13 protein-coding genes are annotated in these 13,171 nt (G+C 31.8%); 7 read left to right on the top strand and 6 right to left on the bottom strand.

All coding sequences use genetic code 11. From position 1 onward, the window contains the following. Positions 1–156: 156 nt before the first annotated feature. Complete coding sequence (locus ACTG3Y_RS00065; protein WP_439151095.1) at positions 157–1,161, bottom strand: 3-oxoacyl-ACP synthase III family protein; 1,005 nt, start codon at positions 1,159–1,161, stop codon at positions 157–159. A gap of 180 nt (positions 1,162–1,341) precedes the next feature. Here ACTG3Y_RS00065 and htpG point away from each other — a divergent pair, with 180 nt between their 5' ends. From htpG to ACTG3Y_RS00035, 6 genes are all read left to right on the top strand, one after another. Continuing rightward, complete coding sequence (gene htpG, locus ACTG3Y_RS00060; protein ID WP_439150879.1) at positions 1,342–3,255, top strand: molecular chaperone HtpG; 1,914 nt, start codon at positions 1,342–1,344, stop codon at positions 3,253–3,255. Between the two features lie 202 nt (positions 3,256–3,457). Beyond that, positions 3,458–4,138 carry a carboxypeptidase-like regulatory domain-containing protein gene (locus tag ACTG3Y_RS00055; protein WP_439150878.1) on the top strand — a complete coding sequence of 227 codons (681 nt, stop codon included), beginning with the start codon at positions 3,458–3,460 and terminating at the stop codon, positions 4,136–4,138. A gap of 14 nt (positions 4,139–4,152) precedes the next feature. Continuing rightward, complete coding sequence (locus ACTG3Y_RS00050; protein ID WP_439150877.1) at positions 4,153–4,806, top strand: transglutaminase domain-containing protein; 654 nt, start codon at positions 4,153–4,155, stop codon at positions 4,804–4,806. 692 nt (positions 4,807–5,498) lie between these two features. Beyond that, complete coding sequence (locus tag ACTG3Y_RS00045) at positions 5,499–6,083, top strand: Crp/Fnr family transcriptional regulator (protein WP_439150876.1); 585 nt, start codon at positions 5,499–5,501, stop codon at positions 6,081–6,083. Positions 6,084–6,309: 226 nt separating this feature from the next. Beyond that, positions 6,310–7,263 carry a 23S rRNA (adenine(1618)-N(6))-methyltransferase RlmF gene (rlmF, locus tag ACTG3Y_RS00040; protein ID WP_439150875.1) on the top strand — a complete coding sequence of 318 codons (954 nt, stop codon included), beginning with the start codon at positions 6,310–6,312 and terminating at the stop codon, positions 7,261–7,263. 35 nt (positions 7,264–7,298) lie between these two features. Beyond that, positions 7,299–8,534 carry a DEAD/DEAH box helicase gene (locus tag ACTG3Y_RS00035; protein WP_439150874.1) on the top strand — a complete coding sequence of 412 codons (1,236 nt, stop codon included), beginning with the start codon at positions 7,299–7,301 and terminating at the stop codon, positions 8,532–8,534. 79 nt (positions 8,535–8,613) lie between these two features. Here ACTG3Y_RS00035 and ACTG3Y_RS00030 read toward each other — a convergent pair whose 3' ends face one another. From ACTG3Y_RS00030 to ACTG3Y_RS00020, 3 genes are read right to left on the bottom strand one after another with little or no spacing between them, the layout of a single operon-like run. Continuing rightward, the gene (locus ACTG3Y_RS00030; protein ID WP_439150873.1) at positions 8,614–9,771 is read right to left on the bottom strand and encodes a hypothetical protein; all 1,158 of its coding nucleotides are present in this window, start codon (positions 9,769–9,771) and stop codon (positions 8,614–8,616) included. After that, a complete protein-coding gene (locus ACTG3Y_RS00025; protein WP_439150872.1) occupies positions 9,755–10,267 on the bottom strand; it encodes a hypothetical protein in 513 nt (170 codons plus the stop codon). Before ACTG3Y_RS00025 ends, ACTG3Y_RS00030 begins: the two co-directional genes overlap by 17 nt. After that, on the bottom strand, positions 10,251–10,799 hold the full coding sequence (locus ACTG3Y_RS00020) for an RNA polymerase sigma factor (RefSeq protein ID WP_439150871.1): 549 nt from the start codon (positions 10,797–10,799) through the stop codon (positions 10,251–10,253). The genes ACTG3Y_RS00025 and ACTG3Y_RS00020 overlap by 17 nt, the downstream gene beginning before the upstream one ends. A gap of 245 nt (positions 10,800–11,044) precedes the next feature. On the opposite strand from ACTG3Y_RS00020, the gene ACTG3Y_RS00015 reads away from it, so the two are divergent. After that, complete coding sequence (locus tag ACTG3Y_RS00015; protein ID WP_439150870.1) at positions 11,045–12,121, top strand: hypothetical protein; 1,077 nt, start codon at positions 11,045–11,047, stop codon at positions 12,119–12,121. 107 nt (positions 12,122–12,228) lie between these two features. Here ACTG3Y_RS00015 and ACTG3Y_RS00010 read toward each other — a convergent pair whose 3' ends face one another. Further along, a complete protein-coding gene (locus ACTG3Y_RS00010) occupies positions 12,229–12,633 on the bottom strand; it encodes a hypothetical protein (RefSeq protein ID WP_439150869.1) in 405 nt (134 codons plus the stop codon). Next, positions 12,620–13,171 (bottom strand): RNA polymerase sigma factor (locus ACTG3Y_RS00005; protein WP_439150868.1); only part of this gene is annotated, 552 nt, incomplete at its 5' end. The genes ACTG3Y_RS00010 and ACTG3Y_RS00005, both read right to left, overlap by 14 nt.

The raw sequence follows: 13,171 nt of genomic DNA, 5'->3' as shown, positions 1-13,171 counted from the left end.
TAAAACAGAGACAATTACGTCTATAGTAAAGAGATAAGTTTTAAGTAATGATATTATAAAATCTCGGTTTTATAATGAAGTGTTAGTTAAAGTTGGTTAATAGCTGAAAAAGCCCAGACGAATTGTCTGGGCTTTTTTTAATTGAGCGATGTATTTTTACCACTTAATAATTGCACTTCCCCAGGTAAAACCACTACCAAAAGCAGCTAATACCACATTGTCACCTTCTTTTATTTTGCCTTCTTCCCAAGCTTCGGTAAGTGCAATAACTACAGAGGCTGCTGTAGTATTTCCGTATTTCATAATATTATTAAAAACCTGGTCATCGCGTAAACCAAACTTCTTCTGTATAAACTGTGCAATTCTTAAATTTGCCTGATGCGGAATTAACATATCTATGTCTTCGCGTTTTAAGTCATTTTTTGTTAAGCCTTCCATTATGACTTCACTAAATCGCACCACCGCATTTTTAAACACAAAGGTGCCATCCATATACGGGAAATACGATAAATCCTCTTCACCAGCTTCAATAATCTCTGGTACCCAATGCGCTATACTTGGCGATGCCACAATTAGCTTATCTGCATATTTACCTTCACTATGTAAGTGCGTAGATAGTATTCCTTTTGTAGTATCTTCTTCTCTGCTTAAAACGGCAGCTCCTGCCCCATCTCCAAAAATTACGGTTACTCCACGTCCTCTTGTACTCTTATCTAATCCGTTGCTATGGTATTCTGCACCAATTACCAAAATGTTTTTATACATCCCAGTTTTTATAAATTGATCTGCTACAGATATAGCATATAAAAATCCTGAGCATTGATTACGCACATCTAAAGCGCCAATGGTGGGCATATCTAGGATATCTTGTACCTGAACACCACAACCTGGAAAATAATAATCTGGGCTTAATGTAGCAAAGACGATAAAATCAATATCATCTTTAGTTAAACCTGATCGCTCAATAGCAATTCTAGCAGCCTTCGCTCCCATTACTGCAGAGGTATCTTCAGATCCTTCTTTTATCCAACGTCTTTCTTTTATACCAGTACGTTCTTGTATCCATTCGTCATTCGTATCCATCATTTTTGACAGATCATCGTTAGTAACAACATTATCAGGAACATACTTCCCTAAACCAATTATTTTAGAATTATACATATTTAAAGGGGAAAAATTGTGAATAACAAAAATAATCATTTATAAACGAACTGGTTTTAATCAGTTTTGCAATTATTATGCATGCATAGCAACTGTGTCAGTTTGTCATATTATCAGTCTTGGTATTTTATTTGACTATAACTAATTGATTAAAATTAATTATTCAAAAAACTATAAATTATGACAAAAGGAAGTATTAATGTATCGGTTGAGAATATCTTTCCGTTAATTAAAAAGTTCTTATACAGTGATCACGAAATATTTTTACGTGAACTCATCAGTAACGCCACTGACGCTACTTTGAAATTAAAACACCTTACCAGTATTGGCGAATCTAAATCTGAATACGGTAATCCGCAAATTGAAATTAAGATTGATAAAGACCAAAAAACACTTCATGTCATAGACCAAGGCTTAGGGATGACGGCTCAAGAAGTTGAAAAATACATCAATCAAATTGCATTTTCAGGTGCTGAAGAATTTTTAGAAAAATATAAAGATTCTGAAAAAGACTCTGGTATTATAGGGCACTTCGGTTTAGGGTTCTATTCATCGTTTATGGTGGCAGACAAGGTTGAAATTATTACTAAATCTCACAAAGATGAGCCAGCTGCACACTGGACGTGTGATGGAAGTCCGGAATTTAACTTAGTAGAATCTGATAAAAAAGATAGAGGAACTGAAATCATTCTGCATATATCTGACGATGAAACGAGTTTTTTAGAAGAAACTAAAATCCGTGAACTCTTAATGAAATACAATAAGTTTATGCCTATTCCGATTAAATTTGGAACAAAGGAAATAAACGATCCAGAGTTTACTCCTAAAACAACCAAAGATAAAGACGGTAAAGAAACTACTGAACCACACAAGCAGATTACAGTAGATGATATTATTAATAATCCTAATCCTGCCTGGACAAAGCAGCCAACAGATTTAAAAGATGAAGACTATAGCACGTTCTACAGAGAGTTGTATCCTATGCAATTTGAAGAGCCTTTATTCCACATTCATCTTAATGTTGATTATCCGTTCAACTTAACAGGAATCTTATATTTCCCTAAGATGACGAATGATCTCAACATTCAAAAGGATAAGATTCAATTGTATCAAAATCAGGTATTCGTCACAGATAATGTAGAAGGTATTGTGCCAGAATTCTTAACGATGTTACGCGGTGTAATAGATTCACCTGATATTCCATTGAATGTATCACGTTCTTACTTGCAAGCTGATGGCAACGTAAAAAAGATTTCATCTTACATAACGCGAAAAGTAGCTGATAAACTCAAATCGTTATTCAACAACAGTCGTGAAGATTTCGAAAAGAAGTGGGACGACATAAAAATCGTTATAGAATACGGTATGCTATCTGAAGAGAAATTCTTTGAAAAAGCAGATGCTTTTGCGCTTTACCCAACAGTAGACGGAAAGTATTACACCTTTGAAGAATTAACCAACGCTATTAAAGCCAAGCAGACAGATAAGGATGATAAAATGGTGATTCTTTATGCGTCTAATAAGGATGAGCAACACAGTTATATTGAATCTGCTAAGGCAAAAGATTATGAAGTCTTAATGCTAGACTCACCTATCGTATCGCATTTGATTCAGAAATTAGAAACCACTAAGGAAAATATTTCTTTTGCACGTGTAGATGGTGATCATATCGATAACTTAATTAAGAAAGACGATACCACGATTTCTAAATTAACTGATGAAGAGAAGACAAAACTTGATGAGTTATTGAAAAACGTTGTGCCATCTGAAAAGTTTATGGTACAGTTAGAAGCTATGGATAGTGATGCGTCACCATTTATCATTACACAACCAGAGTTTATGCGCCGTATGAAAGAGATGCAAGCCACAGGTGGTGGAGGTGGAATGTTTGGCATGGGTAATATGCCAGAAATGTATAACCTCATCGTCAATACAAATTCTGAATTAGTTGGTGAGATTCTTAACACCAAAACCAAGAAAAAGCAGACACGCTTAATTAATCAGAGTTTAGATTTAGCACGTTTATCTCAAGGCCTTTTAAAAGGTGAAGAACTAACAAACTTTATTAAGCGTAGCTATGATATGATTAAGTAAGCATTATTTGGCATGCTGAACTTGTTTTAGCATCTCACATATTCCAAAAACCACTTTGTGTATTCAAAGTGGTTTTTTTTGATTTACAAACTCATTAAAATGCACCTTTTACTATTCGAAAAGTATCGTTAACTCAATATTGGTATTTCTTAACTATTAAGTTCTATAGGTTTGATGTATACTAACATTAAATGAACATATTATGAATACGCAATTTAGGCTAGACATTAAAAAACCATGTTCGGAGAACTATGATCAATTTCAGCCTACAAAAAAAGGTAGCTTTTGTGATTCTTGCCAAAAAGAAGTTATTAATTTTACCAAAATGAATAGTGAAGAGATTGTTACTTATTTTAAAACTAAATCTTCACAAAACACCTGTGGCCGATTTAGTGAGCAACAACTTAACTCTTCATTTAATACTCATAAAAGAAGCAACTATTACAGCTTCTTTACAGGAATTGCAATGGCTGTTTTATCATTTTTTTCCATAACATTAGCTGAAGCTCAAGAGCAAGACAAAACAGGAACTTTAAAAGACGACTCAAAAGTAGAAGATTTAAAAAACAAGCAAAAAATAACTGTAAAAGGAACCGTTACCACAAAAATTGATGGACTACCATTACCAGGTGCAAGTATAGTATTACAAGGCACAGAAGTAGGTGTTCAAACGGATTTTGAAGGTTATTTTGAATTTCCTCAAAAACTAAAAAAAGGTGATGTCTTAATAATAAGTTATGTTGGCATGGAATCTCAAAAAGTGATTATAGAAAACAAAAAATTTGCTTCTAATATTGCATTAAAAATTAATATGAATGAAACAACTTGCATCATTATGGGCAAAGTGGCTGTTAAAGAGGTTTTTAAATCAAAGAGAAACTAATGGCTTTAAGCCCTATGAAATATTTATTTATTTGGGCTTTTATTATTTTTTCTAAACTAACGCTTGCTCAAATTTCAGATTTTAAACATATTGATTTTACAAAAGTAGATAATATTGTAAAACTGCATGAAGGTAATGAATTGAATAATTTGCCCTTATTGGCTCATAAGCTAACTTCCAAGCTTCCAACAGGTGTGGAGAAATTTAGAGCCATTTACTTATGGGTTTGTCTTAATATTAATGGTGATGCTTACCAACACAATAAAGTAAGTAGAAAACGAAAAAAATTCAAAAATGATAGTTTAGGCTATATAGCATGGAATGAAGATTTTAAAAAAATCGCTTTTAAAAAGTTATTGAAGTATAAAACAATCATGTGTACAGGTTACGCATATCTTATAAAAGAATTATGTTTTATTGCTGATATTGAATGTGAGATTATCGATGGCTATGCAAGATCTTTTGAAACTAATGTAGAAGCATTGAAGTCTATTAATCATTCATGGAACGCTGTAAAACTAAATAACAAATGGTACTTGTGTGATGCAACATGGTCTAGTGGTTATATGATTAACGGAAGTATTTTTGTAAAGGATTATAACAATGGTTACTTTTTAACCGACCCTATACTTTTTGCCAAAAACCACTATCCCCTAAGACAAAAATAGTTTTTAAACGATAGCATTATCGCGAGTAATTTTATCCCAGAACCAATTGTTTATGGTGAGACTTTTAGGCACAAAGTTATTCCAATTGGTCCGGAGCAATTAAATACTGTTATTGAAAGAAACAAGGAGATCAGTTTTACACTTAGAGCGTTAGAAGCAATTTCTATTGAAAATATTTCATTAGTAGAGCTCGCTGGCAAAACTCATAATTCTTTAAAAATATATGACTTAAAAAATGTTGAAGGAGTCATTACTTTCAAGTATAAATTTAAATACAAAGGCTTCCATGATGTGCATTTAAAAATAAAGAATGATATAGTAGCCTCATATAGTTTTGAAGTTACCAGACCTAGTATTTAGAAATATAATTTTAATACTTAAGTCACTAATAAACGCCTGTAGGTTTATAGATTTACAATATTTCTGATAAACAAATTAAGAACTTCAACTACTAATTGTAAAGAACTATGCTGATATATACTCATATAAAATTAGCGTTCTTTTTTACAATAAATCTCATAAATGAAACTCAAAAAACCAGAGGATATAGAATAATCAAAAATTAGTTGACAATATCACTTGTGAAAAACTAACTTATCAAACAAGCCTTTTTTTTTCTAGCTTTACCAAATAAATCAACTTCTCATTTAAAAGTTTTTACCTATATTGTGTGGGTTATTAATTGTGTTGTTGTGCGCACCGATATTTCCAAAATAAAAGAAATCTTCAAAGACCTTATTTTCACTGAAAACGAAATAGAAATTATAACGTCTGTATTTCATAAAGAAGATGTAAAAAAAGGAACTACTTTACTACAACCTGGTTATAATACAACTGATCAATATTATGTCTTAGATGGTTGTTTGAGAGCATTTCATATCGATAGAGATGGTAAAGAACATACTGTTCAATTTGGCATTAAAGATTGGTGGATTAGCGATTATACCTCTTTTTTCACGTCTTCAAAATCTATTATGGCAATTGAAGTTATTCAAGATGCTGTGATCTACAAAATCAGTAAAAAAGATAAAGAATACTTATATACGCAAATACCTAAAATTGAACACTTCTTTAGATTAAAACTAGAAAAAGCATTTGCGGGGTTTCAATCCAGAATTTTAAGGAATTTGTCTCAAAATGCCACAGAAAGATATCTTAATTTTATAAAAACCTATCCTGAAATTGCAAAAGTGGTAAAGAACTATCACATTGCTTCTTATCTTGGTATAACTGCAGAAAGTCTGAGCAGAATACGAAAGGACCTTTCTCAATCTTAATTAATTAACATAAGTCAATTTTTAAATCACTAGTTAAACTTAGTTTCGCGATAACTAATAAGAAGAGCTTAAGTAGTTCCTTTATTAATTAATAGCTAATAAGCGTGAGTTCATTCAACTCGCGCTTTTTTTTTGTAACATTAGATACCTATGTCAAAGCAGATGACGAAATAAAATGATATGCTGCTAAGATTACTATACCTTTGCGACAATAAAAGCATGTAACTTGCAAAAAAAACAACATCCCAAAGTAAAATCACAACTTCATCCTAGAAGTCAACATAGAGAACGTTATAATTTTGACGGACTAATAAAAAGTTCACCAGAATTAGCAAAATTTGTAGCACCCAATAAATATGGTGATGATTCTGTTGATTTTTTCAATCCAAAAGCAGTTTTAGCTCTAAATAAAGCACTTTTAAAGCATCACTATGGTATTGATTTTTGGGAAATACCAGAACATTATTTATGTCCACCAATTCCTGGCCGTGCAGATTACATTCATAATATTGCAGACCTTTTAAAAGGAAATAGTACTGAAATTCCGAAAGGAAATCATATCAAAGGACTAGATGTTGGTGTTGGCGCAAGTTGTATTTATCCTATTATCGGCAATTATGAATATGGTTGGTCATTCATTGGAAGTGACGCCAACGAAACTGCCATTAATTCTGCAAAAGCCATAGAACAAGGCAATTCTAAACTAAAATCTACTGTTGAAATTAGGAGCCAGGAACAATCTAATGCATTTTTTAAAGATATTCTAAAACCCGAGGAAAACGTTGATTTCACCATGTGCAACCCTCCTTTTCATACCTCACTAGAAGAGGCTCAAAAAGCAAGTTTGAGAAAACTTAAGAACCTAAAAGGAAAACGACCAAGTAAAGCACTTTTAAATTTTGGCGGACAACAAGACGAGCTTTGGACCAAAGGTGGTGAAGCCCGATTTGTTAAAGACATGATTTATGAAAGTAGAAACTTTGGGAAGCAATGTTTGTGGTTTACTAGTTTAATTTCAAAAGAAGTGACTCTAAAACCAAATTATAAGATTTTAGAAAACGTAAAAGCGCTAGACGTAAAAACTATTGAAATGAGGCAAGGACAAAAAGTAAGTCGATTTATTGCCTGGACGTTTTTATCTCCAAAAGAACAAAAGCAATGGATGGAAGAACGTTGGTAAAACTATTATTCTACCTTTACACTAAATAAAATTAAATGTCATTTAAAGACTTAAAACTTATAAAACCGCTTTTAAAAGCGATTGAAGCCTCAGGTTATGTTGAGCCTACTTTGGTACAACAGCGCACTATACCCGTAATATTAGAAGGCAAAGATGTTATTGTTTCTGCACAAACAGGAACAGGTAAAACAGCAGCTTTCGCATTGCCTATTCTTCAACAATTATTTGATAAGCAAGATGCGCCAAAACGTGGTAAAAAAATAAGAGCATTAATTGTAAGTCCTACTCGAGAATTAGCAGTTCAGATTCAACAAAATTTTAAAACGTATGCCCAGTTCTCTAACCTAAGGTCTTTAGTGGTTTTTGGTGGAACATCTATAGAACCACAAATTGACATTCTCAAAAAAGGTGTAGATATTTTAGTAGCGACTCCTGGACGTCTACTCGATTTGCATAAACAAGATTATATCAACTTAGATTATATAGAAACTTTAGTCCTCGATGAAGCGGATTTAATGTTAGCTATGGGTTTTATTGACGATGTCAAAAAAATTGAACGCCTTTGTCCAGAGGTTAAGCAGGCACTTTTATTCTCAGCAACCATTCCTTATAAAATAGAACAACTCGCCAATACTATTCTCAAAAATCCTGAGCGGATTGATGTTACACCAACAAAATCGGTAGCAAAAGATGTTAGCCAGGTACTATACTACGTGCCAAAACGTAATAAAATAGAATTGTGTTTACACTTAATGCGAAACACCATAAAAGGCAATGTTCTAATTTTTAGACGTACAAAATTTGGTGTAAATAAGCTTGAACAAACCTTAATTAAAAATGGTTATAAGGTTGACAGCATTCATGGTGATAAAAACCAGAGTGACAGGCAAACTGCACTTAACAAATTTAAAAATGGCTACGTAAAAATCCTTATTGCAACAGATGTTGCTGCTCGAGGAATTGATATTAATGAGCTCGATAATGTCTTCAATTTTGACATGCCAAACCAAGCCGAAACCTATGTGCATAGAATTGGCAGAACAGGTCGTGCTGGTAATATGGGTAAAGCTTACTCTATGTGTTCTGCAGACGAAAAAAACTACGTAAAAACGATTGAGCAATATATCAATGTTCAAATTCCTATTGAGACTGAACATCCTTATCCTTTAGACCCAAAGGCAAAACCAATTGTTCATAAAAAGAAAGGCAGTAAGTATAAAAAAGGCAGAAAAAGTGTAGCTTCCAAGAAAAAGAAAAAACGTTGGTATTAAAATAGATATTAGAACCAAGAATGAAGACGAAAAGCACTTAGACAACCTAAGTACTTTTTAGTATTAAAATTCTATATAATTACTCTCCATAATCTATAAAGTCTTCTCCAAATCTTATGATACCGTGTATGGTGTTAATCTGAATTTTGTTAGGTGCCACCTCCTTTCCTATAATCATCATTTTAGATGATTTGTTTTTTCGGCTTGGTTGACTTTCTGTTGTTAAATTATCCCAATAATGAACCGTGTCATGCCCAAATGTTTCAATGTAAAATTCCATGTCTTCTGGATAAAATAAATTGATTTCCGAATATTCAGTTGTCATTTTAAAATCCCCAAAATTGTTTGAGAAATTATGCAACCAAAACTCACTATTAAAATCCACAATTTTCACATTCTCACCTACCTCTCCAATTCGTATGTCGGTAAACTCGCTATCTATATTTACAGCTCTTATTTCTGAAAACTGAACTTTACTTACATGATTAAACTTGTATGTACCTCCTTCTAACGCATTTGCTCTAAACTCGCCATTAACAATATCAAAATTATTTAAAACGTTACTTAAGCTTTGAAACTGCAACTTTGTATTTCTGGCATTTAATGTCATTTGGTTTTTTAGGTCTAATTTAAATGTCATATTAGAGTTTATGGCTGTTGCTCTAATGCTAACGCGACTTGGTATTTTAATTACGAAATTAGTTCGGTAGCTCTTTACGTTCTTAATTTTTACTTTTTTCTTTTTCTTTTTACTATCAAATGTTCTTATATTTTTCAGATACTCTTTAAGACTTTTAGTTCTTGAACCGTCGTTTATATTCATGAAATACTGTTTCCCTTTTCTAAACATTCGTGTTGATGGTTCTTTAAAAGTAATATTGTTACCTTCAAAAGTAATTCCGAAGAGTGTTTCTATGCTATAAACTACATCTCCCATAGTACTCTGGCTATTAGACTTAAGAACAAGTTTTTCGTTTTCTAAAACAGCAGATGTCTCTATTTTACTAATAATATCTTCAATTTCTTTCTTTGAGTAATTCTTAAATTCTATGGTATAGTCTATATATACCCTGCCATCATTAGACTCTTCAATCTGAATATAGGAGCTATTTAAATCTAGAACTAAGGTTGTCAACTTTTCTGCATCAAAGCTATTTTTATAAATATCATGTTGTTGTGCGTTTAGTAATACCGATGTGATGAGCAACAGTAGTAATACTTTAAATTTTGTTTTCATTTTGTTCGTTATTTTGATTTAATATTTTGATGTGCTTTTGAATATCTTTTAAAAGTTTTAATCGCGTTTGTAGGTTGTCTATAAGTGCTTCAATGACCAATAAATTATTTGTATCGTTCTTAAACTGAATTGAAATCTCTTGATAATCTTTATCTAACTCAACAAATCGTTTTCTAAACCTTTCAACCAAAACTTCGTCTTTGGCGAGAGCAACAAAATTATTCCACTCGTTTTCTATATCCTTTAAATACTCAGCTTCAACAGCTTCTATTTGTGCAATCATTGGAGACACTTCTGTTTCAGTTTGGTTGAAAAACATATTGAAACCAATGGTTAATGCTATCAAAACAACTGCCGCGCTACTGAACCAAAAGAACGTATTTGATTTTTGTTTTGGTATCTTTTTAAGTTTATCTAAAAACTCTACTCTGTGATTCTCAGGAAGTGTTTTTAACTCATCTTCCTTTTTAAATAAATCTCTAATATCTCGCTTCATTATACTTTGGTTTTAAAAGGTCTCGCAATGTGGCTTTACCTCTACTTAAATGTGTTCTTGATGTTTTCACTGGAATTTTCAAAATCTCTGAAATTTCCTGATGATCGTAACCATCAATTAAATACAGTTTCACAACTATCTTATGCTTTTCTTTTAGTTGCTCTAAAGCTTTTAAGATGTCTTGTTTAGATATTGTGCTGTGAAAATTCCAGTCCTCGTCTTCAATAATTTTTAAATCTTCAACCTCATCATCACTAATTTTTAACGATCTTTTCTTTAAAACATCTAAGCATTGATTAATAATAATTCGCTTTAACCAAGCTCCAAATGTAGCTTGTGGTTTATAGGTATTTATGCTTCTAAATGCTTTTAAAAACCCGTCTTGCATAGCATCTTTGGCATCTTCTTCATTAATTAGATAGCGGCAAGCCACTGTAAACATAGCCTGACAGTACATATCATAAACTTGCATTTGAGCAATTTCATTCCCTTTTGCACAGGCTTCTATTAGTTTACTATCTTTATTTTGCATGTAATTGGTTAGCGTTCTATTTTAAAAACGAAAAAAAAGTAATAGGGTTTCAAATTTTGAATAAAAATTGAATTTAATGTATTATGCCTAAATTTAGAGGAAATTAAACCAACCTTAACATGAGTCAAGATTATAATAATCCTGCATTTAAGAAACTGCTAAAAAAGCTCTAGGAAGAAAGCTGGCAATTAGAGTTGCTGATTTCTGGTTTTGCGATTTTTGGTTTGTTTAGCACCTATACTCCATTGGATTTATTGTATACTGAGGCTGTGGCAGATGGCAATAAACTCATTACTTTTATGTATGTGGTGGCTTTAATTTCTTGTGTTATTCTAGTTTTTAACTTGTTGCTTCATGTTATACTAAGAGGTTTATGGATTGGAGCGTTGGGATTAAGGTATGTTTCAGGTGATATAGATTATGATGTTTTAAATTATAGTGAAAAATTCAGTAATTATCTTCGAAAAAAAGTTGGGTCTTTTGATAGGTATATTGGACGTTTAGAGAATTATTGTAGTGTTATTTTCGCTATTTCATTTTTATTAGTATTCTATGTCTTCGCATTTGTTTTTACCTTAGGTGTTATTGTCTTAATTGTAAACTTTCTAATAGATAATGACGCTTTACCTTACGGAAAAATCATTGGAATACCTCTAATCATTTTCATGATTATTGGTATGTTATTAGTCTTTATTGATTTTGCGACACAAGGTTGGTTAAAAAAGAAAAAATGGTTAAGTAAAATTTATTTTCCGTTTTACTGGGTTTTTAGTTTTATTACATTTTCTTTTCTTTATCGTCCCTTAGTATATAATTTTTTAGATAATAAATTTGGTAGACGATTAAGCTTTCTTTTACTACCTCTTTATATTTGTTTAATAATTGCATCGTCTTATAATAACAAAACATCCAACTATTTTAATAGAAACCTCAACTCTAGCGAAATTATTGGTAATGGCACAAACTACGAAGATCACTTAATAGACGAAAAAGATTTTATTGAAGATGTAGTGATTCCCTCTAAAGTAATTACTGATAATTTCTTAAAAATTTTTATGGTTTTTGACGACTCTGTTGATGATTATATCTTTAATTATAAGCCCAGTTTAAAACCCGAAAAAGACATTAGGGGCTTTAGCTCTGACATGATTATTATTAATGAAATGTCCTGGAATAAAAGAGATAGTATCAGACGCCTATACATGATGACATTAAACGAAATATTTACAATTAAAATTGATAGTGTAGTTTATAACAGCAAATTTATTCTCACAGAAAGCAAACGGAAGCAACAAGGAATTGAAACCTATATAAGTATTTAAGATTTGCCAGAGGGAAAACATCTTATGAACTTATTGAGAAAACGAGTTACGAAAAAAGATACTATGAATGTGTACGAAGCGCGTATTCCATTCTGGTATTATCCAAACTAATAAGACAATCGACTATTAAAATATTGTTTTAATAATGGTATTTGTACACTTAACATAATTGCCAATAATACTGTAGCATACATCATTGTACTAGAAAAATTAAGTGATAAACTTTCTAGCAGATTAAATGACACGTCCGGTAGATTATAGCGTTCAGATAAACTTGCCGTTTCATTAGGTTGTTTAAAGAACATATAACCAACCAAAGCTATAAAACCTGAAGCCATTAACCACCAGATATATTTAGGAATTAAAGGTCTATACACCGTTACTTCAGAAGTGTTTAAAGCTTCAACTTTAGACATTACCTTATCCGTAAAATCAAATGAAGGTGATTCTAACGCATCTGCTTCCATCAACTTATTTACCAAGTCTTCAATTCTTTTATCATCCTTTTCCATAACTGATGTTGTTTTGTAGTTGAAAATACTGCTCTAAGATTACAGCTAGTTTTTTTCGAGCTCTAAAAAGTTTCACTTTTACTGTTTTCGCTTCAACATTTATAATTTTAGAAATTTCTTCTAGAGATAGTTCTTCAAAATAAAAAAGTGTCAATAATGCGCTACTGTCTTCTGGTAGCTTATTGATGCAATTTTTTATTAGAGCACTCTTTTCTTCATTAATAATAGTATCTAAAGCATTATCTATAGTATCTAGTTTATTAAATGTATACTCATCTATAGCGACATTATTTAGATGCTTCTTGTTCTTCTTGATATTATCTAAACAGGTGTTATAAGCTACTCTATAGATCCATGTCGAAAATTTAGAATCACCTTTAAACTTATCTAACGACTTAAAAACCTTAATAAACGTGTCTTGCGCAACCTCTTCAGCTTCTTCTGTGTGTTTTAACATAAGTAACGCTAAAGTATAGACCAAGTTCTTGTAGCGATCAACTAATTGTGCATAAGCTCTAGTATCGCCATTTTTAATAGC

Source organism: Winogradskyella sp. (genome assembly GCF_965656915.1).
Classification (GTDB): Bacteria; Bacteroidota; Bacteroidia; order Flavobacteriales; family Flavobacteriaceae; genus Winogradskyella.
The sequence above is the reverse complement of the archived record's forward strand: the minus strand, read 5'-3'. Positions and strand labels throughout refer to the sequence as shown.

Coding starts and splice junctions, on each gene's coding strand:
- ACTG3Y_RS00010 (WP_439150869.1), bottom strand. CDS start 12,633: ATGGAAAAGGATGATAAAAGAATTGAAGACTTGGTAAATAAGTTGATG.
- ACTG3Y_RS00030 (WP_439150873.1), bottom strand. CDS start 9,771: ATGAAAACAAAATTTAAAGTATTACTACTGTTGCTCATCACATCGGTA.
- ACTG3Y_RS00065 (WP_439151095.1), bottom strand. CDS start 1,161: ATGTATAATTCTAAAATAATTGGTTTAGGGAAGTATGTTCCTGATAAT.
- htpG (WP_439150879.1), top strand. CDS start 1,342: ATGACAAAAGGAAGTATTAATGTATCGGTTGAGAATATCTTTCCGTTA.
- ACTG3Y_RS00050 (WP_439150877.1), top strand. CDS start 4,153: ATGAAATATTTATTTATTTGGGCTTTTATTATTTTTTCTAAACTAACG.
- ACTG3Y_RS00055 (WP_439150878.1), top strand. CDS start 3,458: ATGAATACGCAATTTAGGCTAGACATTAAAAAACCATGTTCGGAGAAC.
- ACTG3Y_RS00035 (WP_439150874.1), top strand. CDS start 7,299: ATGTCATTTAAAGACTTAAAACTTATAAAACCGCTTTTAAAAGCGATT.
- ACTG3Y_RS00020 (WP_439150871.1), bottom strand. CDS start 10,799: ATGCAAAATAAAGATAGTAAACTAATAGAAGCCTGTGCAAAAGGGAAT.
- ACTG3Y_RS00025 (WP_439150872.1), bottom strand. CDS start 10,267: ATGAAGCGAGATATTAGAGATTTATTTAAAAAGGAAGATGAGTTAAAA.